Origin of the sequence: Protofrankia coriariae (assembly GCF_001017755.1) — a bacterium.
In the GTDB taxonomy this organism is placed as follows: domain Bacteria; phylum Actinomycetota; class Actinomycetes; order Frankiales; family Frankiaceae; genus Protofrankia; species Protofrankia coriariae.
The window spans coordinates 13064-37824 of record NZ_JWIO01000035.1 but is presented as its reverse complement, the minus strand read 5'-3'; the positions used below and the strand labels follow the sequence as shown (position 1 = coordinate 37824).

Sequence of the window (24761 nt, the reverse complement as noted above, 5' to 3'; positions counted from 1 at the left end):
TCGGCGGTCGATGGTCGATGGTCGGCGGTCGCTGCCTGGCAGTCGGGACGGTGTGGCAGTCGGGACGGTGTGTTCACCGGCCCCGTGCCCCTTCCCCCGCCTGGCCGGGCTGTCGCCGAGATGACGGGACAGCGGGTATCGAGATACCGGTACGGCCGCCGATATCCCCGGTACGGTTTCCTGGAGCCTCGTTCTTTCCGTGGCCTTGTTCTTCCCGGAGCGCCGTTCTTTTCCGGGACAGCTCCGGCCTGTCCGGTACGGCCGCCCGGGCCGCCGCGTGAGCGGTGTTCCGTGGGCGGGAGGGCCACCTGGGCGGGAGCGTCACCTGTGGTACTCCCGCCACCGGTACCCGGCGCGCCCGGCACGCCGCGTATCTGTGCGGCCACGGGGCAGTCCGGCCGGTGGGTATTCCGGTACCGGTATTCCGGCGGCGGTCATCGGGCCGGCGTCACCAGGGCCGGTAACACCGGGTCAGCATCCGTGTTCTGCTGGACGCAGCTAACACGCGCCGGATTTGAAGTCAACCCGAGCCGACCCCTACTGGCACCCCGATATTCATCCGAATACCAACTATCGAAACCGCCGCCTGCCAGGACGGCGGATGTCGGGCACGCCTATATGGCGAGCATCACATCGACCTTTTTCGCCGGTCGGGTTTGGGCTCGGCTAATGTCCCCGGCATGAGGTCGCGGGGGCATCGTCACAGCAGTCGGGGCATGGCTGTTCTGACGTCGCGTCTGACGTCGCGGCGTCACATCGACCTGTTGCGCGTCTCCAGCGCCACCTGTTCACACTGACCCGTACGCGGTCGTCTTTTTCGTTCGGCCACGCGGCTCGGTGCCGCCGCCGGCCCGGTGGCCACCTCGTTTTCCGGCGAAGTCGTCGTCCCAGCACGAAGTCATCGTCCCGGTAAATGCCCCGCGTGCGCCGTAACCGGCCCGCCGCGCGGAATGCCAGCCGTCCCGCCGCATTCTCTCCCGCCCAGAACATCGGAGTGGCTCCATGCGTTTTGTCAGGCCCACGTACGCCCTCACCGGCGTCACCGTCGCCGCGGCGCTCGTGCTGGGCGCCTGCGGGTCGTCCGGCGGGGGATCGTCCAGTCCCGGTGAGGCCGTGCCCAGCGCCGGCGGTTCGGTGACCTACGCCATCGACACCGAGCCGGTCTGCTACAACGTCCACGTCAGCCAGCAGGACATCACCGCCGAGGTCCAGCGCAACGTCGTCGACTCGCTGCTCTTCTTCGACGCCGACCAGAAGATCCACCCCTGGCTGGCCACCTCCTGGGAGACCTCCAGCGACTTCAGGACCTTCACCTTCAAGCTCCGCGACGACGTGACGTTCACCGACGGCACACCCTTCGACGCGAACGCGGTGAAGGCCAACTTCGACCACATAGCCGACCCGAAGACGAAGTCGCGGTACGCCTCGACGCTCATCAAGACCTACACCGGCACCGAGGTCGTCGACCCGCACACCGTAAGGATCAGCTTCTCCGCCCCGTCGGCGCCGTTCCTGCAGGCGGCGAGTACCCCCTACCTCGGTTTCTATTCACCGAAGACGTTGCAGGAAAATGCGGACAAACTGTGCACGGAGGGTCCGGCCCAGGTCGGTACCGGGCCGTTCACCGTGGCCGAGTACACCAAGGGGCAGAGCGTCAAGTTCGTCCGTAACCCTAACTACAGGTGGGCACCCGACGGCGCCGCGAACAAGGGGGCGGCCTACCTGGACGCGCTGACCATCCGCGTCCTGCCGGAGGACTCCACCAGGGTGGGTGTGCTCACCAGCGGACAGGTCGACGGCGCCCGCGCGATCCCGCCGGCCAACGTCGCCACCGTCGAGGCGAACAAGGAGCTGGGCACGGTGCGCCTGCAGGCCGCCGGCGGCACCTATCAGATCTACCTCAACGTGACCCGGGAGCCCCTGACCGACCAGCGGGTGCGTACCGCGATCCAGCGCGGCATCGACCTCGGCAAGGACGTCCAGGCCGTGTACTTCGGCCAGTACCAGCGGGCCTGGGGCCCGTTGGCGCCCAGCACCCCGTCCTATGACAAGTCGCTGGAGAACACCTGGCCGTTCGACCAGGCACTGTCCAACCGGCTGCTCGACGAGGCGGGCTGGACCGGGCGGGACGCCGAGGGCTACCGCACCAAGGACGGCAGGCGGCTGGCCGTCGTCTGGCCGCTCATGCCCGCCGAGTACATCAAGGACCAGCGGCAGGTCCTCGGCCAGGCGATCCAGGCCGACCTGAAGAAGATCGGTATCGACCTCCAGCGTCCGACCTTCGACATCGGCACCTTCGTCACCAAGGGCTACGCGGGCGAGTTCGACATCCTGGACTCCAGCTGGGCGCGGCCCGAGCCCGACATCCTGCGGCTGTTCTTCAACAGCACCAGCTCGGCGGCCACCGGTGGCCAGAACGCCTCGTTCATCAGCGACCCGCAGCTGGACGAGTGGACCAACGCCGGTGCCGCCACGCTCGACACCAAGATTCGTGACGACGTCTACGGCAAGACCCAGAAGCGGGTCATCGACCTTGCCGCGTCGGTCCCGGTCTACGTCCCCACCACGGTCGTCGGGGTCTCCAGGCAGCTGCACGGGGTGACCTTCGACGCGAGCTCGTGGCCGCTGTTCCACGGCGTCTGGACCGACAAGAAGTGACGGACGAGAAGTGACGGACGCGGGGCCGGTCGGGACACTCCCGGCCAGCGCGGGCCCGGCCGGGGGTGACCCGGCCGGGCAGGCCCTGGCCGGGCGGCGCCTGGCCAGGGGACGCCTGGTCAGAGGGCGCCTGGTCAAGGGGAGCCTGGTCAGAGGGATAGCGGTACGGCTCGCGGCGGCGCTGGCGGTGCTGTTCGGGGCGGCGACGCTCGCCTTCGCGGCGCTGCAGCTCGTCCCGGGCGACCCGGTGACGGTGCTGCTCGGGCCGTCCACCACCGCCTCCGCCGAGGTGCGGGCGCAGATCCGCGAGGACTTCGGGTTCGACCGGCCCGTCGTGGTGCAGTACGCCTCCTACCTCGGCCATCTGCTGCGGGGGGACCTCGGTGAGTCCTACCAGCTCCAGCGTCCCGTGGCCGAGCTGATCGACAGTCAGCTCTGGCCGACCGTCCAGCTCGCCCTGGCAGCGGCCGTGCTGGCCGTCGTCGTCGCGGTGCTCTCCGCGGTGACGACGGCCGGGCGGCCGCTGCCGCGCGCGCTGGCCTCCGCCTGGGAACTGCTGGCGGTGTCCACGCCGTCGTACTGGCTCGGCATCGTCCTGCTCACGTTCTTCTCGTTCCGGCTGACGATCTTCCCGGTCGCCGGGGCGGAGGGCTTCGCCTCCCTGGTCCTGCCCGCGATCACCCTGGCGCTGCCGGTCGCCGGAGTGCTCGCGCAGGTGCTGCGCGAAGGCCTGGAGACGGCGCTGGCCCAGCCGTTCGTGGTCACCGCCCGGGCCCGCGGGCTGACCCGCACGGCGGTGCGCTTCCGGCACGCGCTGCGCCACGCGGCGGTGTCGCTGGTGACGCTGACCGGCTGGCTGACCGGCACGCTGCTCGGCGGCGCAGTGCTGGTCGAGGTCGTCTTCGCCCGTCCCGGCATCGGGACGCTGACCCTGCAGGCGGTGTCGAACAAGGACATGCCGGTGGTGATCGGTGTCGTGTTGATCTCCGCCTCCGTCTTCGTGCTGATCTCGACCGTGGTGGACCTCGCCTACCTCGCCATCGACCCGCGACTGAGGAAGGGGTGAACCGACGGTGACCACCACCCAGCCCGGCCTGCTCACCGGTCCGGCCCCGGCCCTGACCGCGGCCGGTCGGGCCGCCAACCGGTCGCGGCGGCGCAGACGGCTCTCGCGCGTCGGCGTCGCCCTGGCCGGGGCGCTGCTCGTCCTGCTCGCGCTGGTCGCGATCGCCCCGGGCCTGTTCACCGGCCGGGCCCCGAACGAGACCGACCTCGCCCAGACGATGGCCTCACCCAGCGGCGCGCACTGGTTCGGCACCGACCAGCTCGGCCGGGACGTCTTCGCCCGGGTGCTGCACGGCGCCCGCACCTCGCTGCTGGTCGGCGTCGGCTCCACGGCGTTCGCGCTGCTCGGCGGCACGGTGCTGGGGCTGGCCGCGGCACTGTCCGGCCGGGTGGGCGACCAGGTGCTGATGCGGTTCGCCGACGTCCTGCTGTCGCTGCCGTCCCTGCTGCTGGCCCTGCTGGCGGTGACGGTGCTCGGCACGGGGACGGTGAACGTCATGCTCGCGGTCGCGATCGCCTTCGTGCCCGGCTACGCCCGGATCGTGCGGGCGGAGGCGCTGGTGGTCCGCCGCTCCGGGTATGTCGAGGCGGCGGTCGGGCTCGGGTTGCCCCGGCCGGTGCTCGTCGCCCGCCACGTCCTGCCGAACGCCCTCGGCCCGCTGCTGGTCCTCGGCGCCGTCGGCTTCGGCACGTCGGTGATCTACGCGTCCGGGCTGAGCTTCCTCGGCCTGGGCGCCGGGCCGCCGTCACCGGAATGGGGCGCGATGCTCTCCGAAGGCCGTTCCTTCCTGGCGACCGCGTGGTGGATCGGGGTGTTCCCCGGCCTCGCGATCACCGTGACGGTGGTCGCGGTCAACATCGTCGGCCGGTTCGCCCAGCGGCGCTTCGCGGGGAGGACGTCGTGACCGGCCCGGCGGGCGACATCAGCCCGGCGGACAGTACCAGCCTGGCAGGCAAGGAGGGCAAAGAGGGTAAGGAACGCAAAACGAATAAGGCAGATAAGACGGACAGGGTGGGCAGGGTGGATTCGGCGCTGGCGGAGCCCCTGCTGGTCGTGGACGGGCTCGACGTCACCTTCACCACCGGCGGCGCGGCGGTGCACGCCGTCCGCGACGTCTCGTTCACCCTGGACGCGGGCCGCTGCCTGGCGCTGGTGGGGGAGTCCGGCTCGGGCAAGAGCGTCACCGCGCGCACCCTCGTCGGCCTCACCGGTGAGAACGCCGTCCTCGGCGCGCGCCGGCTGCGCTTCGCCGGGGAGGACCTGGCCGCGTTCACCGAGGCGCGGTGGCGGGCCGTGCGCGGCCGGCGGATCGGCCTGGTGCTCCAGGACGCGCTGGTGTCGCTGGACCCGCTGCGCACGGTCGGCGCCGAGATCGCGGAGGCGCTGCGCACCCACCGGGTCGTTCCCCGTGCCGAGATCGACGCCCGGGTGCTGAAGCTGCTCGACGACGTCGGCGTGCCCGAGCCGGCCCGGCGCGCCCGGCAGTACCCCCACCAGCTCTCCGGCGGGCTGCGCCAGCGGGCGCTCATCGCCTCGGCGATAGCCGCCGGCCCCGCCCTGGTGCTGGCCGACGAGCCGACCACGGCGCTGGACGTGACGGTGCAGGCGCAGGTGCTCGACCTGCTGCGGCAACACAAGATCGACGGCGCCGCACTGCTGCTGATCAGTCACGACCTCGCCGTCGTCGGCGGGCTCGCCGACGACATCGCGGTGATGTACGCCGGTCGCATCGTCGAACACGGCCCGGCCGAACAGATCCTCGGTGACCCCCGCCATCCCTACACCCGGGCGCTGCTCGACGCCGTGCCCGTCACCCATACCAAGGGCACCCGGCTCGCTCCCGCCGCCTCCCGCGGCCCGCTGCCGGGGCCGGCGGGATGCCCGTACGCGGACCGCTGCCCGCGGGCGGACGACCGCTGCCGCGAACGCCTGCCGGCCCGTGCCGTGCCCGCGGGCGCGCACCACCGGCACGACGCGCTGTGCTGGCACCCGTTCGAGGCGCTGTCCGTCGAGGGGCTGGCGGCCGAGGTGCCGCCGGCCAGGGCCCTGTCCGTCGAGGTGCCGCCGTTCGGCGCACCGTCCCCGGGGCCGGCAACGGACGCCACGGCAACGGTGGAGGCCTGGGCGAACACTTCTGGTACGGAGGGCGCCGCTGCCACTTCCGGTACGGCCGGTGCCGCCGGCGTCGTCCCCACTGCCGCTCTCGGTCCCGCGGTCGCGTCACCCCGGCCGGCGGCCCCGGGTGACGCGACCGGGGTGGGCATCCCGCCCAGGGCGCGGGTGGGCGCGGCAGCCACCGGCGAGGCGCTGCTGGAGGTCGAGGGCGTCTCCAGGCGTTTTCGCTCCCCGGACGGCACTTGGCGGGACGCCGTACGGGACGTGTCGTTGCGGCTGCATGCCGGCGAGACGCTGGGTGTCGTCGGCGAGTCCGGCTCGGGGAAGACGACCGTGGCCCGTATCGTCCTCGGCCAGCTTGAGCCGGACAGCGGGACGGTCCACTTCGCCGGGCAGCCGTGGAGCGGGCTGCGAGAGCGTGCCCGCCGCGCCCGCCGCCGCCGCATTCAGGCGATCTATCAGGATCCGCTGGGCTCGTTCGATCCCCGCTACCGCGTCGAGCGCATCATCGGCGAGGCGGTAGCCATTGGTGGCGTCCCGAGGGACGCCGATCCAGCTATCGGTGGCGTCCCCACCAGGGACGCCGATCCGGCCAGAGCCAGCGCCCCGAGGGGCGCGGCCCGCCGAGCCCGGGTCGTGGAACTGCTCGACCAGGTCGGGCTGCCCGCGGACGTGCTGCGCCGCCGCCCGCTGGAGCTCTCGGGCGGGCAGCGGCAGCGGGTGGCGATCGCTCGCGCGCTGGCCCCCGGGCCCGACCTGATCGTCTGCGACGAGCCGGTGTCCGCCCTCGACGTGTCGATCCAGGCGCAGATCCTCGACCTGCTCGCCGGGCTGCAGCACGACCTGGGGGTCGCGCTGCTGTTCATCTCCCACGACCTGGGGGTCATCCACCACGCCAGCGACCGGATCATCGTGATGAAGGACGGTCAGGTGCTGGAGACCGGTGACGTCGCCACGGTGTTCGCCCGGCCCGCGCACGCCTACACCAGGCAGCTGCTGGCCGCCGTGCCACGACCGGTCGGCGGGCGCGCCGCGCCGCCCGGCCCAGCGGACGCCGGGCCCACCCCGGGCGCGGCGCCGGCCGCGGGCAGCCTGAGCGTGGTGTCATGATGACGGCCGTCCGGCGGTACCCGGCGCGGCGATGTCCGGCCTGTCGATGTCCGGACCGGCGCTGTCGAGGGTGTTGTCGGCCCTGGCGCCCGTGCTCTCCGCAGAGATGTCCCGACAGGTGTATCTCGAGGTAGGGGAGCAAAACCACTATCTTGGTGATAATAGTTGGAAAGTTTGAGGACCATCGGACGACATCAGCAACGGTGATCAGTGGTCAGCGACGAGCGCAGTCGCTCGCGTGCCAAGTCGGCGCAGCCGGAGGAAACGCAGCACCATGGGTACCGCAGCTCTGTCCGCCATCATGCCGCGATGGCCGGACGCGCACTCCACCGAGTCCGTTCCCGCCCTGGTGGAACGGGACGACGCCCTGCGATGCCTGGATGCGCTGTTTGCGGAGTGTGCCGCCTCCCGGGGCGCGACGGTCGTCATCGCCGGGGGAGCGGGTAGCGGGAAGACGGCGCTGCTGCACACCTTCATGGCGCGGGCCGCGCGGGCGGGCGCGACCGTGCTGGAGGCCTTCGGATCGTGCGTGGAGCGTGATCTCCCGCTCGGGGTCCTGCGCCAGCTCTCCCGCGGCGGCCTACGGGCCGGCCTGCCGGACGGCACCGGCACGCCCGCCGGCCTCGCCGAGCCCGCTGAGCCCGCCGGCCCCGCCGCACGCGGCCTGTTGCCCGACACGGCCTTTGCCGTGCCACCCGGCCTGCCCGACGGCCCGGCCGGGGATGCCACCCCCGCCAACCACCCGTCCCCCCACCTGTTGCAGGACCTGTGGGCCGCGTTGCAAACGCTCTCCGAGCGCGCCCCGGTGGTGCTCGCCGTCGACGACACCCACCTCGTCGACACGGCCTCGCTGCGCGGGCTGATCTACCTGGGCCGGCGGCTGGGCTCCCAGCGGGTGCTGCTGATCGCCACCGAGCTGGCGGACCCGGCCGGGGACCGGCTGCGCAACACCTGGCAGACCGACCTGCTGCGCCAGCCGCGGTGCCACCGGCTGCGGGTCGGCGCGCTGTCGGTGCGCGGGGTGGCCGAGGTACTCACCCCGCGGCTGGGTGCCACCGCCGCGGGTGTGGCTGCACCGGGCTGGTGGGAGCTCACCGGCGGTAACCCGCTCCTGCTGCGGGCGCTGCTCGAGGATCTGCCGGCCACCTCCGCCCCGACGCCGGTGCCGGCGGGGCAGCCGGCCCGACCGGCCCCCGGTGAGGCGTTCGGCAAGGCGGTGCTGACCTGCCTGCGCCGCGGCGGCGNGGGGGGGAGCCATTGCTGCGGGTGGCCCGGGGGCTTGCGGTGCTGGAGGAGGCCGGTTCGGCAGACCTGCTCCCACGGCTGCTCGACGCCGACCCGGCCGGCACCTATCCGACCGGTACCCGTCCGACCGGCGCCCGTCCGACCGGCACCGACCCGACCGGCACTTATCCGACCGGCGCCCGTCCGACCGGCACCGACCCGACGGTGGCCGGCCCGATTCCCACCCGCGTCCTCGACACCCTTGAGGACGCCGGTGTGCTACGCGCCGGCCGTTTCCGGCATGCCGCGGCGCGCGCCGCCGTCCTGGCCGACCTGGACGGCCCGGCCCACACGACGCTGCACCGCCGTGCCGCCGCGCTGTTGTACAGCAGCGGCGCCCCGGCGGAGGATGTCGCGGTCCACCTCGTCGCGGCGGAGCACGCCGGTGAGTCCTGGGGGCTCGACGTCCTGTGCCGGGCGGCCGTGACCGCCCTCGGCCGCGACGAGGCGGGGCGTGCCCTGGAGTGCCTGCGGCTGGCCGGCCTGGCCTGCCAGGACGACGACCAGCGCGCGACGGTCGCGCTGCTGCGGGCCCGCGTCGAGTGGCGGATCAACCCCGGGGCGGCGTTGCGGCACGTGGAGCCGCTGGTCCCGGCACTGCTCACCGGGGAACTGCCGGACCAGCACGCCATCCCACTGGTCAGGCTCCTGCTGTGGCACGGCCGTGAGGACGACGCGACCGCGGGCCTGCGTCAGATGGAGGCACGGCGCGACCGGCTCGACGCGCAGTCGCTGGCCGGCCTCGACCTCATCCGCGAGTACCTGCAGGCGAACCATCCGCCGCTGTCTGCCAGGGTCGCTTCGTTCGACGGCGCGGACGGCTGGTGCCCGAAGACGGCCGAGCCGAGCGTGGCCACAACCGTCACCGACGGCCCCCAGCTGCCGTCCGTGACGACGCTGACCGACGTCCTGCGCGCCGGCTCCAACCAGGACACGGTCCGTACCGCCGAGTGGGTGCTGCAGGCCACCCCTCTCGACGACATGACCCTGGGCTCGCTGGAGTGGGCGCTGCTCGTGCTGGTCTACGCCGAACGTGCCGACATCGCCGCGCCCTGGTGCGACCAGTTCCTGCGCGATGCCGCGCTGCGGCGGGCGCCGACGTGGCAGGCGATGCTCTCGGGCATCCGCGCGGAGATCGCGGTGCACCAGGGCGACGCGCCGGCGGCGCAGCGTCACGCCCGGGAGGCGCTGACGCTCATCCCCGCGTGGACGTGGGGGGTCGGCGTCGGCCGGCCGCTGTCGGCGTTGATCATGGCCTCGACGGTCACCGGCTGCAACCTCGTCGACCAGGCCCGCGACCAGTCCTGCGATCACTCCCATGATCAGGCCGGCGACCACATCGCCGACCAGGTCGCCGCGCCGATCCCGGACGCGATGTTCCAGACCCGTTTCGGCCTGCAGTACCTCTACGCGCGTGGCCAGCAACGACTGGCGTCCGGACGGCTGCACGCCGCGCTCGACGACCTGCTGACCTGCGGGCGTCTGATGACCGCCTGGGAGATCGACCTGCCGTCGTTCGTGCCGTGGCGGGTCGAGGCGGCGCTCACCCTGGCGCGCCTGGGCCGGGCCGCCGAGGGCCGGGCGCTCGCCGAGGAGCATCTGACCCGTCCCGGCGGCGCCCGGATGCGCGGGATGGGGCTGCGCGCGCTGGCCGCCACCCTGGAGCCCCGGGAACGCCCCGCGGTGCTGCTGACAGCCGTCGACATCCTCCAGGAACGCGGTGACCGGCTGCAACTGGCCTATGCGCTGGCGGATCTCAGTGACGCCCACCGGCGCGCCGGCGAGCTGACCAAGGCCCGAATGATCACCCGTCGGGCCGTGCAGCTCGCGCAGGAGTGCGGCGCCGAGCCGCTGCGGCTGCGGCTGACCGACCGCGGCGGGGAGGACGCCTCCGGTTACGGCGGGGCCGTCGCGACGCTGTCGGCCGCCGAACTGCAGGTCGCGATGCTCGCCGCCTCCGGCCGGACGAACCGTGAGATCGCCAAGAAGCTCTACATCACGGTCAGCACCGTCGAGCAGCACCTCACCCGCGCCTACCGCAAGCTGCGGGTCAGCGGGCGCGCGGACCTCCCGGTGATCCTGCACGTCTGAGCCGGGTAAACCCGAGCTGGGCGGGCGCGGAGCGGGCCCGGAGCGGGTTTACCCGGCCGGGCGGGGGCAGAGCCAGGCACAGGACGACCCGTTACGACGCCGGATTCACCCCGACGCTCCGCGCCCACCGCCGGGAGAGGGCCGCCGGGAGAGGGCTGCCAGGAGGCGAGCACGACCAGGCCGATCGTGCCACCGGCCCCGCCTCGACAGCCGGGAACCAGATCCCCGGGACAAACCGGCCGAAGCCGGCGAAAGCGTGAACGGACCGCACTGCCCTGGTAGCCGGCTGGTGGCCGTCCGATGGCCGGCAGCCCGGGGCGGGGGCCGGATGGACCGCTGGAGACGGGCCGGGACGCACCGCCAGGGCCGGAAGAAGGAACTGCCGACGGCCAGAAGAAGGAGTAGCCTCGGCAAGACGCCCCGATTTTCGGGCGAAGAGCCTAGCCGAGCGCACACGCTTGCGCCACGTCGATGTTCCCGTCACTACCCTCGGCCGGGAATGGTGGCTGGCGCCCCGGTCGGGTTCTTCGATGGACCCACTACGGCCGGCTCGCGGGTGCCGCAGCAGGCAGACGCCCCGCGGTGTCCGTAGCTTCGACGCAAAGGACACTATGACTATCGGTAGCATATTTGTTACTTATTGTAGTTCGCGCGTGTCTGTGCCGGCCCGCGACGCCGCAAGCCCGGCAGCCCCATCCGTGTCAGCCGCGCGGCGGGGGGAGGTTCAGGACGCTCGAATCCACCATATTCCGTTAATACCGGAGGCGTCACGGTGACCGCGCGGCCACACATCGGCCGGGGCCGGGGCCCGGGCGCCATGGTTCCAGTGGACGCCGTGGCTCCGGTGGACACGGTGCTCTCGGCAGACACCATGGACACGGTGGATGCTGCCAGGGACAACCCGGACGGTGCCAACCCGGACGGCGTCGACCTGCGTGCCGTCGGCCCGCACACCGCCGGCTCGGACGGTCTCTGCCCGAGCAGCGCCGCTCTGGCCGGCGTTCGCCAGAGCAGCGCAGGGCTGGACGGCACCGCTCTGGATACCGGTCTGGACACTGGCCTGAACGGCATCGGCGTGGACGGTACCGGCGGCGCGGACGGCCGGATGTTCGCCACCCGAGGCGTGATGGGACGGCTGGCAGCGGCCACGGACTGGGCCGGCACCGCGCTCGGCCCGGCCGAGGAGTGGAACTCCACCCTGCGGATGGCAGTGAGCATCTGCCTGGACTCGGCCTTTCCCGAGGCGCTCCTGTGGGGGCCCGAGCTCATCATGATCTACAATGACGCCTACCTGCCGATCCTCGGCCACAAACATCCACGCTCCCTGGGCCGGCCGTTCCGGCAGGTCTGGCCGGAGACCTGGGAGATCATGGGTCCGGCGCTCGAGCGGGTGCTCGCCGGCGGCGCCGCCGTCAGCACGGACGACCAGCTCCTCCTGCTCGACCGCCGCGGATATCAGGAGGAGTGCCACTTCACTCTCTCCCTGAGCCCGGTCCGGGACGTCATGGGCGACGGCGGCGTGGCCGCTGTCATGGCGACGGGGCGGGAGACGACCCGCCAGGTGTTCGCCACCCGGCGGCTTGCCTGCCTGCGCGAGCTCGCCACCGCCACCGCGGACTCGTACGACCCGTGGGAGGTGTGCACCCGCGTCATCGAGGTGCTCGGCCGGTATCCCGCGGACGTCTCCTACAGCGTCCTGCTGATGCGCGACCCGGACGCGCAGCAGCCGGTGCTGCGGCCGGCGGCGTCCTGCGGCCTGGCCGGTGACCCGCGGGACATCGACCGTCTCGGCGCGCTCGGTGCCGAGGCCCCCCTCCCCGAGCTGGCCGACGCGCTGTTCTCCGGCCAGGCGCGTCCTGTCCGGGGACTGCCCGGCCGGTTCCCGATCCGGCTGGCCAGCGGCTGCCGGCCACCGGCCTCGGCGATCGCCGCGCCGCTCGCCGAGGGCTGCGACGGGCTGGCCATCGGCCTGCTGCTCGTCGGGGTCAACGACCGGCTCGCCCCCGACGACGACTACCGTGACTTCGTCGAGCTGCTGGCCGGTCAGATCTCGACCGCGGTGGTGGTCGCGCGGGCCGGTGAGGTGGAGCGGGCCCGCGCCGCCGACGCTCGCTACCGGGCCCTGCACGACGGGCTGACCGGGCTGCCCAACCGCACCGCCCTGCTCGACCGGCTCCACCAGGCGCTCACCGGCGCCCGGGGCGACCGGCCGCGTCGGGTCGCCGTCCTGTTCGTCGACCTCGACGGCTTCAAGACGGTGAACGACTCGCTGGGTCATCATGCCGGTGACGACCTGCTCCGCGAGGTGGCGGGGCGGCTGCGCCGGGCCGTCCGCCCCGGCGACACCGTCGCCCGGTTCTCCGGCGACGAGTTCGCCATCCTGTGTGAGGACATCACGTCCGCGTCCTGCGTCGAGGCGGTCGCCGAACGCCTCGTCAGCACGCTGGCCATCCCCAGGACGGCATGTGAGCGGACCATCACCGTGACTGCCAGCGTCGGCATCGCCGTCTCCGGCCCGGAGCTGTCCGACCCCGAGGACATCCTGCGCGCTGCGGACATCGCCATGTACGCCGCCAAACGGCAGGGCCGCAGCTGCCACATGGTTTTCGACGAGACCATGCGGGCCCGGGCCCGGCGCCGCATGCGGACCGGGAACGACCTGCGCCGTGCGCTCGTCACCGACGAGTTGCGGCTGTTCTACCAGCCGGTGGTGAACATGGCCGGCGAGCTCACCGGCGTGGAGGCCCTGCTGAGGTGGCAGCATCCCGAACGCGGCCTGCTCGAGCCCGACGCGTTCCTGGCCGTGGCGGAGGAGACCGGGCTGATCGTTCCGCTCGGCCGCCGCGTCCTGGAGATGGCCTGCCGGACGGCCGGCAGGTGGGCGCCGAAGCTGCCGGCCGGTGTGGCGCCGCGGATCGCCGTCGACGTCTCGGCCTGTCAGCTCGCCGATCCCCGTTTCCTGTCCGAGATCATCGCGCTGCTGGAGGCCACCAACGCCGACGACCGCTACGAGCTCGGCCTGGAGATCACCGAGAGCGCCTTCGCCGACGACGTCCCCGCCGTCACCGCCGCTCTGCGCGACCTGTGCGCCCGCGGGGTCAGCCTGTACGTCGACGACTTCGGTGCCGGCTACTCGTCACTGAGCTGCCTGCACCGCGCACCCCTCGACGGCCTCAAGATCGACAAAAGGTGTGTCGCGCGGATGACCGAGGACCCCGCCGAGCACGCCGTCGTCGCCGCCGTCATCGGCCTCGCGCACACCCTCGGCCTCACCGCCGTCGCCAACGGCGTGGAAACACCCGAACAGCTCGCCGCGCTCCAGACGCTGCGCTGCGACCTCGTCCAGGGCCGTCTCCTCGCCAGCCCGCAACCCGACCTGCCGGCCCCCCTCGACTGGCAGCCCATCGCCATCGAACGCTGCTGACCCGAAATCCCGCCTCTGAACAAACAACACACCGTCGTGTGAATGCTGCTACCAATCGGTGAAACCCGGTTGGCACGCCTGTCTGATTCGTCCCGCCGCGCGACCCCACGCGTGTCCCGAACACCGTCGGGAGGTGGGCGAACGCGGGCGTGAACGGCGCGGTGGCGTGGTTTTTCGCCCTCCTGCGGCCCGGGTCCGCCACATTACTGCTCCAGCCGTGGCAACAGCCATCGGGAGCGGTGGGTACGGTGTCGACATCCTTGACACCGCCGCCGGTCGGGCGGCGTTCAGAAATACGGTGACGGGTCGAAGGGCGGCGTCGGCCCGAGGATTTGTCTGCCCGAGGATTCAGGCACCGGGGCTGGTCGAGTGCGGCAGTCGGGCCTTCGTCGGCGGCACTGCGCCGGGAGGCTGCCGGGACGGCTGGGAGCACGCTGGCCCGGAGTGGCTGTCCCGCGTCCACACGCCCCTGATCATTCGACCATCAACTCGCCGGGCCGGCCTTTTTCCCGAGTTGCAGACAACACCACGGAAAAGAAGTCGTTGTTGTGGCCTGCGCCGGCAACAGGCACCACCCCGAACCAAGGAATCATCCCGAACCGGGATCCTCGTCGTGAGGGATCATATCACCCGATGTCATCACTTGTAGCGCCTGTCCCGCCGGGTTCGAGCTCGGCGTATCGGGCCGGAAGCGCTGTTCGAGGAGTGCCCCGGCACGAAGCCGGGCCGGCTGCGCCCCGGGCGTTCGTGCGTGTTGTCGTCTCGCTAATCTAGTCCTGATCATGTCAGGGTGAAGATGATACTGAAAATACGCTGAAGGAGAGAGCGGCCGGCGAGGAATCAGGGGCCGGTCGAAAATTCCTCTCCTGATCATGGACGGCGCGCGTCGTCGCAGGTTGCAGCATTGATCATATTTTCTTTCGGGATTTCTTGTCAGTCGTCCGCGTGATCTGTGTCGGATAGCCGACTGACGGGTTGTCACGCTCCGTCGAAGTATTAATAATCGGTGCACCAATGGTAGTAGTTTCGATAATGGTGGTTCCGTTACGGGTCGGCGCCGCCGTCCGTCGTCCATGCCGTTTGGCCGGTGTCCTCCTGGCCCGGTTCATCCTGGCCCGGCGTCCTCGGCGGGGCGAGAGCGAACCCCGGCTCCCACCGCATACGCGCGAGCGTCCGGACGGGAAAGGAGAACGATCATGACGGCAGGACTGGTGCGTCCCGTGACCACGACCAGCCTGCGCTCGATGGTCGGAACACCTGTCGGGCTGACCGGCGCGGCCGGGTACGCCAGGGCCGGCAGCTGGGCGGTCGAATTCTCCGGGCCGTTCCACGGGGCCGGTGTCGGAGAACGGGATGCCGTCACCGCCGCGAACAGCCGGGACTGAACATACGTGATCCACCTGTCCGGCCTCTCCTGGCAGAGGCCCTTTTATCATTTCGGGTCCGGTGTTACCGAGCTCATGGCAGCCACGTGTCATGTGCCGTCCGGGGAAAAGAAGTTCGAGCTGATGGCGTTGATCCAGGAAGTTGTTCCGGGAACCGGTCGAGGGCGCCAGGCCGGGCTGGCCGGGCCCACCGTTGGGGAAATGGCATGCCGGCACGTGCGGCGGCCGAGCAACCAGGTGTTCCGCGGCCGACCGTGTTCCGGTGACCGGTACCTTACGGTGTACCCGGGGTCACGCCCGGAGCGGCGCGGCAAACCCCTTTGCCACGCTGGGAGCCGAACGGGGGAGGTTGTTGGTGGTGTTTGCTCCGGCATCGCACGGAGATGCCATGATGTTCATTGACGAGATCGCTGTCCGGTGCGCCGGCCAGCAGCCTCGCACCGACCTGGGTAGTTTGCCCACCCGCGGCGCTCGGGACATGGAGAAATGGCTGGTCAGATATCCGGCCGTCACCTCCAATTTCACTCTGTCCGGTAGTTTCCTGGCAGGTTTGGTCGAGCGCCGCCCCGCCGTCACCGCTAAACAGGAAGCCCCGAACCGCTCTCAGCCACGTACGCTGTTCCGGCGATATGAAAAACGGCTGTGCAAGGATTTTCGGAACTCTGGGCCAGGTGATACGGAACATGTTTCGTCGTGGGCCGACACGCTGTTGCGAGCCTTGTTGGGACGATGCTGAAAAATGTTCGCCCTACGTGTGTCGGGGCCGGGGTCACGAGTCACTGACGTGAGCTGTCCGGACGGGATTTCCATGACGGTGGAGGTGTCGTACCAGGATTTCAGGAAGCGGCTCACCGGAGACCCGAAGTAGCGGACCGGAAATTATGTGACGCCAGGAGAGGGATGGACATGGGCAGGCCCGAGAGGCCGTTGGACGCGGCCAACGGCCCGATCGCCGAATTCGCTCGCGATCTGCGCGCGCTACGGAAGCGCGCAGGCAGTCCAAGTTACCGGCAACTCGCCCGTACCGCATTGTTCGCGCCGTCCGTGCTGTCCAGCGCGGCCAGCGGCCACCGGCTGCCCACCCTCGCGGTGACGCTGGCGTTCGTGTCCGCATGCGGGGGAGACCCCGTGGCCTGGGAGCGGCGCTGGCGGGAGATCGCCGGACAGCCAGGCCAGCCACCGGGCCAGGCAGGTCAACCACCAGGCCAGTTGGGCCAGTTGGGCCAGGTGGGCCAGGTAGGTGTGGCGGTCAGCTCCCAGGACGACCGGGAGCCGTCCGTCCTGTCGGCCGACAGCCTGTTCGGCCTGGCCGGGGTGCAGGCCGTCACGCATGTGGCGACCAGTACGGTGACCAGTCTCGTCCGTCCCGCCCAACTGCCCATGGGGTCGAGCACGTTCGTCGGCCGCGCGCGGGAACTGGCTGCCGCGGCCCGGCTGATCGGCCTTGCCGGGCCGGCCAGGATGCCGCTGCTGGTCAGCGGGCCGATCGGGATCGGCAAGACGGCATTCGCGCTCCGGCTGGCCCACGAGGTGTCCGCCGACTTCCCGGACGGCCGTCTCTACGCGGATCTCGGCGGCTGCGGTACGGCCAGCCGCCCCGTGAACAGCATTGTGCGCGGTTTCCTGCACGCGCTGGGGGTGCCCACCCATCTCGTGCCGGACGATCCGGCGCAGCAGATCGGTCTGTACCGCTCGCTGCTCGCTCAGCGCAGGTTGTTCGTGCTGCTGGCGAACGTCCGTGACGAACAGCGGGTCCGGCCGCTGCTGGGGCAGACCGCGCGCAGCCAGGTCGTGATGACCAGCAGGGCGCGGCTGCTCGGGCTGGACGGCACGCACCGGATCGATCTGGACACGTTCACCCGGGAGGAGTCGATGACACTGATCGGCCGGCTGGCCGGCGCGGAACGGGTGTGGGCGGAACACGAAGCCGCCGACGCCGTCGCCGAGCTGTGCGAGGACCTGCCACTCGCCGTCAGCATCGTCGCCAGGAAGATAGCGGCCCGGCCGGAGCTGACGATCGCGTACACCGCCAGCCAGCTCGCTGATCATGACATCCATCTGGACATCCTCAGCGTCGGCGACGTGAACGTGCGGGACCGGTTCGCCCTGGCATACCAGCTGCTGTCGCCGGCCGGGCAGGCGCTCGTCCACCAGCTCGGCCGGAACAGGGCGGGATGGGCGACCGCGATCGGTGTCGCCGCTGACATGGGCGTACCGATCGAGTCGGCGGACGAACTGCTGGAGTCGATGGTGGACGCCGGCCTGCTGCGGCGGGCCAGTGTCGCCGGCCGTTACAGTGTGTCAAGGCTGTTCAGCGCGTTCGCCGGGAACGTGCAACGGGACGCCGAGCCGCTGTCGGTCTCGCTGGTGGAGGGTGGGGCGCGGAGGGTGTCGCTCGAACCGCTCCGCCGCGACGTCGGGCCGGCGCTGCCAGCCCTGCCGGCCACCAGGTCCGACGTTGATTGTTCGGATTCGGCGGTCCTTCCGGTCAACGTCACGTGTGGTTTGAATGGTGCACGAACCAGTCGAACGGTTGTCGCCGACGCGTAATGGTCCGGCATGAAGCACGGACCGGCCTCGCCGGCGACGGAGGTCGCCGGGTGCCGGCACATGCGCGTCACCGGATATCGGAAGTTCGTGTTGTGTACAACATGCTGTATTCACCCGCAAGAGGTGTGCCATGCGGATCGCGACAGATGGCCAGCGGTGGCGGCGGCGCGCCGCTGGCCGGCGTCAGGGTGCTGCTGGCCGACAGGCCGGGTCCCGTCGCGTCATACGGATGCCACACCTGGGACAGCCCGGCCACGGCCATACGCGCACGGCATCGACGGATCGGGCCACGCACCCTGCTGCCCGCGATACCACGAGACGCCCGCCATGACCCGAACGCCCGGTTCCAGGCGGTCTGGACAAAGCCCCCCACAGGACACCGGTCCCATTTTTGCGGCCAGCCGTGCCATCCGGTGTGGCACGGTGACAGAACAGCGCTCACAGGCGGTATGGAGGACGGCGTGCGACGTACAGCCACCAGGCGGCACTATCTCATGGTCAGGCCGACGTATTTCGACGTCGAGTACTCGATCAACCCGTGGATGGATCCCAAGAAACCCACCTTCACCGAGGTCGCCGTCGCCCAGTGGGAATGGCTTCGCAATCTCTATCTCGAGCTGGGGCACCGGGTGGAACAGCTTCAGCCGCGGTCCGGTCTGCCGGACATGGTGTTCGCGGCCAACGGCGCGACCGTGGTGAACGGCCAGGCGCTTGTCGCGCGCTTCCGGCACACGCACCGCTGCCCGGAGTCCGCCGCCTACCTGCGCTGGTTCCGGGAACACGGTTACCGCAACGTCCGGCAGGCACGGTGGATCAACGAGGGCGAGGGCGACTATCTTCTCGCCGGGCCGCGGCTGCTGGCCGGATCGGGTTTCCGGACCAACACCGAGGCGCACCTGGAATCCCAGGAGTTCTTCGGTATGCCGGTGGTCGGGCTGACCCTCGTCGATCCGCGCTACTACCACCTGGACACAGCGCTCGCCGTACTGGACCACGACACGGTCATGTACTATCCGAAGGCCTTTTCCGCGGGCAGCCGCCGGCTGCTCGAGGAGCTCTACCCCGACGCCATCACGGCGTCCGACGACGACGCCGCGGCGTTCGGCCTCAACGCCGTGTCCGACGGACGGCATGTCGTGCTGCCGCAGGCCGCCACCGGGCTGATCAGCCAGCTGCGCGAGCGCGGCTTCGAGCCGATCGGCGCGGACCTGTCGGAACTGCTCAAGGCCGGCGGCAGCGTCAAGTGCTGCACCCTGGAGCTGCGCGCCGGACAAACCGAAGGACCGCGGCGCGGCCGGTGAGCCGGCCGGATCCACCGGTTGTCAGGATCTGTTTGCCTGTTGGCATTCACGGGTTGGCGCGACCGTCGACAGCACGACCCGATCGGTCGCGGCCAACCCGGCCGGGTATATGCTCGAAACGCTGGCCAGTTGTTGCCCGGTGCGCTCGGCACCGAGATCGAACGGCTGTACCGAACGACGGCTATACCGGGTGATGGCTATACCGGACGACGGCTATACAGAACGACTGTATCGGACGGCTCCGCCGAACCGCTCTGTCGTGTTGCCCCGCCGTGTCGATATGTCGTGTCGATTCTGCCCGCGGGCCCGCCGGGACACATTCGTCTATATGAACGGTCGGGTAGCTCGATACGGCTGACTCGACATGACCGAGGGGTGAGAGATCATGGTGGAGACAGTTCAGCGGACCAGGGCGGAGCTGTTGCGCTCGCTGCACGCCAGCGGGGTGCTGGTGCTGCCGAACGCGTGGGACGCCGCCAGCGCCGCGCTGATCGCGCGGGCGGGCGCGAAGGTGATCGCCACGACGAGCGCGGGGGTCGCCTGGTCGGTCGGCAGGTCTGACGGGCAGCACCTGACCCGGGCCGAAGCGGTCGAGCAGGTCCGGCGGATCGTGGCCGCCGTGGACGTCCCGGTCACGGCCGACGTGGAAGGGGGATACGGCCCCGGGTCCGAGGATGTCGCGGCGACCATCGAAGCGGTTGTCGCAGCCGGCGCGGTCGGGGTGAACATCGAGGATTCGCGGGCCCCCGGTGGCCCGCTGTTCGACGTCGCCGCGCAGGCCGAGCGGCTTCGCGCCGCCAGGTCCGCGGCGGTGCGGGCAGGGCTGCCAGAGCTGCTGGTCAACGCACGGACCGACGTCTTCCTGTTCGGTATCGGCGAGCCCGAAGGGCGGCTGGCGGACGTGCTCGCCCGCTCGTCGGCCTACGCCGAGGCGGGCGCCGACAGCCTCTTCGTGCCGGGTCTTCTCGACCTGGACGTCGTGGCCTCACTGGTGACGGCGTCACCGTTGCCGATCAACGTGATGGCCGGGCCGGGCGCCCCGACCGTCGCCGAGTTCGAATCGGTGGGCGTGCGTCGGGTGAGCGTCGGTACCGGCATCAGCCAGGCGGCGTACTCGGTCGCCCAGCGCGCGGCCATCGAACTGCTCGTCAAGGGTACCTACACCGAGCTCGAGGGAGCCCTCGACTTCGGCGGCATCAACGGTTTGTTCAGCTGATCGGTCGGCGTGTTCGGCCGATGGTCGGCGCGGCCGGCGCGGCCGGCGATTGATTGTCCGGTCCGGTCAACCCTGTCGGTCAACGAACGCTTCTGCTGAGATCGAGTCATGGCGCAGATGACTAAAACAAAGAATTCAGCGGAAGCGGATTCCTCGGCAGGAGTGCTGGCGACCCTGCGGGCGACACCGCCATCGGTCAGGTACCTGCTGGGCGGCGTGCTCGTCAACCAGCTGGGCGCGTTTGTGCAGACATTCCTGGTGTTGTATCTGACGGTTCGCGGATTCTCTGTCGGCCAGGCCGGCCTCGCGCTGACGGCATACAGCGTGGGCGCGGTGTTCGGCACGCTGCTCGGTGGGGAGCTGACCCAGCGGATCGGCCCGCGGGCGACCATCACCGGCTCGATGGTGACCTCGGCCGTGATCGTGGGGCTCGTCCCGTGGCTGAGCGGCCTGTCGGCGTTCAGCCTCATATTCGTCGCCGTCGGGCTGGCCGGTCTGGCCACCCAGTCCTACCGGCCCGCGGCGGCGATGCTGCTCAGCGATCTCATGCCGGAAGAACACCAGGTCATGGGGTTCTCGATGATGCGGACCGCGCTGAACATCGGCGCCGCGCTGGGCCCGCTGATCGCCGCCGGGCTGATCCTGCTCGACTGGAACCTGCTCTTCTGGCTCGACGCGCTCACCGCGCTCGTGTACGCGGTGGTCGCGCACACCTTCCTGCCCGACACGCCGGCCACACCGGAGGAGACGAAACCGGCCGGGGGCGGACGGTCCGGGTACGGTGTGCCGCTGCGGGACAGCAACTACCTGTTCTTCCTGGCCTCGGTGCTGCTCGGTTCCATGATCTATATGCAGTACGTGGTCGCGCTGCCACTGAAGATCTCCGATGACGGCCATCCGGCCGCGCTGTACAGCGCTGCGCTCGCCACGTCATCCGTCACCCTGATCCTGTGCGAGCTGAAGATCACCTCGTACGTCAGGAGCTGGCGGCCGAATCTCGTGGGCGCGCTCGGCACCGTGGTCATGGGGGTCGGCCTCGCCACGTACGGCCTCGCCACCGACTCGGCCGCGCTGATCATCGTCAGCACGGTGGTGTTCGTGACCGGCGTGATGATCAACGGGCCCACGATGTTCGCGCATCCGGCCAGGTTCCCGGCCGCGGTGAAGGCCCGCTACATCGGCGTGCACCAGGCGACGTTCGGGCTCGGCCTCGCGCTCGGGCCGGTTCTCGGCGTACTCGCGTGGGAGCGGCTGGCCAACGGAGTCTGGCTGTTGTGCGGTGTCGTCGGCGTCATCGCCGCGCTGTGCGCGCTGGTGGGCATGCGGGAGAACGTGGGACGCGCCGAACGGAAAGTAACGGCGCAACAGAAAGCAGCGGCGCACTGAACAGGGCACAGTGCTGAACAGAACATGGTGCTGAGCGGAACCTGACGTTCGGAACGGAACATGGCCCGCTGAAAAGAACGTGGCACGTCGAGAAGATGGTACGCCGGATAACGCCGCCCGCGTCGGGCGGCGTTATTTCGTGCCTCGCCGTCCCGCGCATTTGATTGTCTTCGTCGACCAATCCTTTCGATCAATGATCCTGTCGTATTGAATTGTGTTGTGCCGGTGAACCGACACGTACCGGTGAACCGAGACCGGCTGAGACGAACAGGACCACGGTGATCGGAGTGGGATTTTGACCGACCAAGAGGTTGACATACTGGCTGTCGGTGCCGGGCCGGCGAACCTGGCGCTGGCGATCGGCATCGAGGAGTCCGGCGTACGGGAGCTGGCGGAGAACACCCTGCTGCTGGAGCAGTATCCGGACGTCAAATGGCAACGCAACCTGCTGCTGCCCTGGGCGCGCAGCCAGGTGTCGTTCCTGAAGGACCTGGTGACCCTGCACAACCCGCGGAGCCGGTTCACCTTTCTGAACTTCCTGCACGAGCAGGGCCGGCTGGACGAGTTCGTGAACCTGGGCACGTTCAACCCGTTCCGCTGGGAGCTGTCGAACTACCAGCAGTGGGTTGCGGACTCCCTGGAGCACGTCGGCATCCGCTACGGCGCCCGGGTCGAGCGGATCGAGCCCCGGCGGGCCGCCNGAGCCCCGGCGGGCCGCCGACAGCACGGTAGTCGGATGGACGGTCACCCTGAGCGACGGCGGCACCATACGGTGCCGTGACCTCGTCATCGGCGCCGGCCGCGATCCCCACGTCCCCGACGTCTTCCGCGAGCTGCCCGCCGACCGGCTGATCCACAGCACCAGGTACTGCACCCGTATCGCGCAGGTGCCGGCCGACCGGCCGCTGCGGACCGTGGTGGTGGGCGGCGCGCAGAGCGCGGCGGAGATGTTCATGGCGCTGCACCAGGACCTTCCGCTGAGCCGGCCGACCCTGCTGGTGCGCTCCGTCGGCCTGCAGAACTACCAGACGAGCAAGTTCGTCAACGAGCTGTTCTTCCCCTCCTTCGTCGACGACTTCTTCGACAGCGCACCCGAGATCCGCGCGGAGATTCTCCACGAAATGCATCTGACGAACTACGCCGGCCTGGCCGAGCCTTTCCTCGACGAGCTGTACTCGATGCTCTACCAGCAGAAGATGCTGGGAAAGCAGCGATCCGCGGTACGGGCGATGACCGAGATCATCAGCGCCCGGGTCGACGGCGACGACGTCGTGCTGGAACTGCGGGACCGCCGCAGCGGCAAGGTCGAGCCGCTGCGCTGCGACCTGGTGCTGCTGGGGACCGGGTACGAGCCGAGAATGCCCGCGCTGGTGCGGGACCTTGCCGGGCGGCTGGGCCTGGCCGACATCACGGTCAACCGGCGCTACCGCGTCGACCTGGACGACTCGGCATGGGGCGCGGTGTACCTGCAGGGCGTCAACGAGCGGACCCACGGCATCTCGGACTCACTGATCAGCGTGCTCGCCCACCGCTCCCAGGACATCCTCGCCGACCTGCTCGACCGGCGTGCGGCATCGGTGGCGACATCGGTGGCCTGGAGCGCGTGATGGAGATCCGCAGACTGGACCGGGCGAACCTGACCCGTGCCTACGGTCTCGACTCGCAGCGGCTGCTGCCCTGGCCGGCGCTGAACGCGCCGTTCGAGGGCGCCTGGTGTGTGCTGCGGCCAGGCGGCGTCTCGACCGCGCACGCCCACCACGAGCACGAGATCTTCATCGCCATGGCGGGCAGCTCGACGCTGCTGGTCGACGGCGAGCGGTACGAGTTCGCCGCGGGCGACATCGCGCACCTGCCGCCCGGCAGCACCCACCAGGTTGTCAACGACAGCACCGAGGCCTTCGAGTACTACGGCCTCTGGTGGGACGGCGAGATGGCGGTCAACTTCCTGCGCCGTCTTGAGAAGCCCGGGGAGAACCGTCCCGGGGCGCTCGGGAGGAAGGCGTCATGACCGGGCGGACAGTGGTGATCTCGCCGGCTCCCACCGCAAACGGCGACCTGCACCTGGGGCATCTGGCGGGCCCGTTCCTGGCGGCCGACGTGTACACCCGGTACGCGCGCGCGACCGGCCGTGAAGTGATCTTCGGCACCGGCATCCAGGACACCCCGAGCTACGTGGTGACCACGGCCCACCGGTTGGGCACGACGCCGACGCGGCTGGTGGCCCGCTCCGCCCGTCAGGTGGAGGCGTCCCTGGCGGCGGCGGGGATCGGGGTCGACGGCTTCACCAGCGTCGACGAACGGTTCACCAAGATGGTCTGGGGTTTCCTGGAGCGGCTGTACGCCGCCGGGAAGCTCCGGCTGCGGACGATGACGTTCCCGTACCTGCCGCGCACCGGGCAGTACCTGGTGGACGGGTACGTGCGCGGAAGCTGCCCGGTCTGCCTGGCCGACGGGTGCGCCGGGCTGTGCGAGAGCTGCGCCCATCCGGTCCCCGCCGGGGAACTGCTCAACCCGCGTTCGACCATGTACCCGGACGAGCCGGTGCGGTCGCGCCAGGCGCGGGTCCTGGTGCTGCCGATGGAGGAGTACCGGGACGGGCTGCGCGACTACTTCGCCGGCCACGCCGCGATGATGCGCCCGCACATGGCGCAGGCCGTCCAGCAGATGCTCTCCCGGCCGCTGCCGGACTATCCGGTCACCTATCCGGGCTCCTGGGGCATCCCCGCGCTCTTCCCCGAGGTCACCGGACAGGTGATCAATCCGAACGCCGAGCCGATGGCGTGGAGCATGTACTGCTCCGCGCTGTCGGCCGAGCGCCGGGGCACACCCCTGGCCGCCGAGGACGAGCTGTGGCTGGCCGGGGCCGGCTCGACCGTGGTCTACTTCCTCGGCTTCGACAACATCTACCCGTTCGCGGTCGCCGGGATCGCGATGCTGCTGGCGCACGACGGCCGCTACGACCTGCCGGAGCTGTTCCTCACCAACGAGTTCTACGAGCTGGACAACGCGAAGTTCTCCACCAGCCGCGGCCATGTGGTGGGGGGACGGGACCTGGCGGCCGAGGTGCCGAGGGACCTGATCCGGTTCCACCTGGCCACGACCAGCCCGGAGTTCCAGCGCACCAACTTCAGCCGCGAGGCACTGGCCCGGATCACCCGCTCGCGTCTCGTCGAGC

16 protein-coding genes and 2 pseudogenes are annotated in these 24761 nt (G+C 70.5%); all 18 read left to right on the top strand.

Features of this window, described 5'->3' with window-relative positions:
* Nucleotides 1-680 precede the first annotated feature (680 nt).
* Nucleotides 681-797 carry a putative leader peptide gene (locus FrCorBMG51_RS34045; RefSeq protein WP_420848639.1) on the top strand — a complete coding sequence of 39 codons (117 nt, stop codon included), beginning with the start codon at nucleotides 681-683 and terminating at the stop codon, nucleotides 795-797.
* Between the two features lie 205 nt (nucleotides 798-1002).
* A complete protein-coding gene (locus FrCorBMG51_RS18685; protein WP_047224343.1) occupies nucleotides 1003-2658 on the top strand; it encodes an ABC transporter substrate-binding protein in 1656 nt (551 codons plus the stop codon).
* Nucleotides 2659-2773: 115 nt separating this feature from the next.
* Nucleotides 2774-3724, top strand: a complete 951-nt coding sequence (locus tag FrCorBMG51_RS18680; RefSeq protein ID WP_047224357.1) for an ABC transporter permease — start codon at nucleotides 2774-2776, stop codon at nucleotides 3722-3724.
* Between the two features lie 7 nt (nucleotides 3725-3731).
* Complete coding sequence (locus tag FrCorBMG51_RS18675) at nucleotides 3732-4628, top strand: ABC transporter permease (protein ID WP_083731235.1); 897 nt, start codon at nucleotides 3732-3734, stop codon at nucleotides 4626-4628.
* Nucleotides 4629-4744: 116 nt separating this feature from the next.
* Nucleotides 4745-6949, top strand: a complete 2205-nt coding sequence (locus FrCorBMG51_RS18670) for an ABC transporter ATP-binding protein (protein ID WP_086055563.1) — start codon at nucleotides 4745-4747, stop codon at nucleotides 6947-6949.
* A gap of 274 nt (nucleotides 6950-7223) precedes the next feature.
* A pseudogene (locus FrCorBMG51_RS35005) lies at nucleotides 7224-7844 on the top strand (ATP-binding protein); the annotation flags it as partial.
* 554 nt (nucleotides 7845-8398) lie between these two features.
* Nucleotides 8399-10324: a helix-turn-helix domain-containing protein gene (locus FrCorBMG51_RS33195; protein WP_162233244.1), complete on the top strand. Its 1926-nt coding sequence runs from the start codon at nucleotides 8399-8401 to the stop codon at nucleotides 10322-10324.
* Between the two features lie 772 nt (nucleotides 10325-11096).
* A complete protein-coding gene (locus FrCorBMG51_RS25560; protein ID WP_157180571.1) occupies nucleotides 11097-13748 on the top strand; it encodes a putative bifunctional diguanylate cyclase/phosphodiesterase in 2652 nt (883 codons plus the stop codon).
* 1196 nt (nucleotides 13749-14944) lie between these two features.
* A complete protein-coding gene (locus tag FrCorBMG51_RS18650) occupies nucleotides 14945-15133 on the top strand; it encodes a hypothetical protein (protein WP_047224341.1) in 189 nt (62 codons plus the stop codon).
* Nucleotides 15134-15488: 355 nt separating this feature from the next.
* Nucleotides 15489-15869 carry a hypothetical protein gene (locus tag FrCorBMG51_RS28530; protein ID WP_157180570.1) on the top strand — a complete coding sequence of 127 codons (381 nt, stop codon included), beginning with the start codon at nucleotides 15489-15491 and terminating at the stop codon, nucleotides 15867-15869.
* Nucleotides 15870-16039: 170 nt separating this feature from the next.
* A complete protein-coding gene (locus FrCorBMG51_RS18645; RefSeq protein ID WP_157180569.1) occupies nucleotides 16040-17683 on the top strand; it encodes an NB-ARC domain-containing protein in 1644 nt (547 codons plus the stop codon).
* A 461-nt stretch (nucleotides 17684-18144) separates the two neighbouring features.
* The gene (ddaH, locus tag FrCorBMG51_RS18640; RefSeq protein ID WP_047224351.1) at nucleotides 18145-18984 is read left to right on the top strand and encodes a dimethylargininase; all 840 of its coding nucleotides are present in this window, start codon (nucleotides 18145-18147) and stop codon (nucleotides 18982-18984) included.
* 385 nt (nucleotides 18985-19369) lie between these two features.
* Complete coding sequence (locus FrCorBMG51_RS18635; RefSeq protein WP_083731236.1) at nucleotides 19370-20200, top strand: isocitrate lyase/PEP mutase family protein; 831 nt, start codon at nucleotides 19370-19372, stop codon at nucleotides 20198-20200.
* Nucleotides 20201-20317: 117 nt separating this feature from the next.
* Complete coding sequence (locus tag FrCorBMG51_RS18630) at nucleotides 20318-21586, top strand: MFS transporter (protein WP_052914833.1); 1269 nt, start codon at nucleotides 20318-20320, stop codon at nucleotides 21584-21586.
* A gap of 295 nt (nucleotides 21587-21881) precedes the next feature.
* Nucleotides 21882-22367: a SidA/IucD/PvdA family monooxygenase gene (locus FrCorBMG51_RS32660; protein ID WP_200902503.1), complete on the top strand. Its 486-nt coding sequence runs from the start codon at nucleotides 21882-21884 to the stop codon at nucleotides 22365-22367.
* A complete protein-coding gene (locus tag FrCorBMG51_RS31700) occupies nucleotides 22336-23193 on the top strand; it encodes a SidA/IucD/PvdA family monooxygenase (RefSeq protein WP_268760580.1) in 858 nt (285 codons plus the stop codon). Before FrCorBMG51_RS32660 ends, FrCorBMG51_RS31700 begins: the two co-directional genes overlap by 32 nt.
* Complete coding sequence (locus FrCorBMG51_RS18620) at nucleotides 23193-23594, top strand: cupin domain-containing protein (protein WP_047224338.1); 402 nt, start codon at nucleotides 23193-23195, stop codon at nucleotides 23592-23594. Before FrCorBMG51_RS31700 ends, FrCorBMG51_RS18620 begins: the two co-directional genes overlap by 1 nt.
* Nucleotides 23591-24761, top strand: a pseudogene (locus tag FrCorBMG51_RS18615) (class I tRNA ligase family protein); the annotation flags it as partial. The gene FrCorBMG51_RS18620 and the pseudogene FrCorBMG51_RS18615, both read left to right, overlap by 4 nt.

Bases quoted from the DNA above. Each gene is read 5' to 3' on its own strand.
- FrCorBMG51_RS34045 (WP_420848639.1), top strand. From the start codon at position 681: ATGAGGTCGCGGGGGCATCGTCACAGCAGTCGGGGCATGGCTGTTCTG.
- FrCorBMG51_RS18685 (WP_047224343.1), top strand. From the start codon at position 1,003: ATGCGTTTTGTCAGGCCCACGTACGCCCTCACCGGCGTCACCGTCGCC.
- FrCorBMG51_RS18650 (WP_047224341.1), top strand. From the start codon at position 14,945: ATGACGGCAGGACTGGTGCGTCCCGTGACCACGACCAGCCTGCGCTCG.
- FrCorBMG51_RS18645 (WP_157180569.1), top strand. From the start codon at position 16,040: ATGGGCAGGCCCGAGAGGCCGTTGGACGCGGCCAACGGCCCGATCGCC.
- FrCorBMG51_RS18635 (WP_083731236.1), top strand. From the start codon at position 19,370: ATGGTGGAGACAGTTCAGCGGACCAGGGCGGAGCTGTTGCGCTCGCTG.
- FrCorBMG51_RS18630 (WP_052914833.1), top strand. From the start codon at position 20,318: ATGACTAAAACAAAGAATTCAGCGGAAGCGGATTCCTCGGCAGGAGTG.
- FrCorBMG51_RS18620 (WP_047224338.1), top strand. From the start codon at position 23,193: ATGGAGATCCGCAGACTGGACCGGGCGAACCTGACCCGTGCCTACGGT.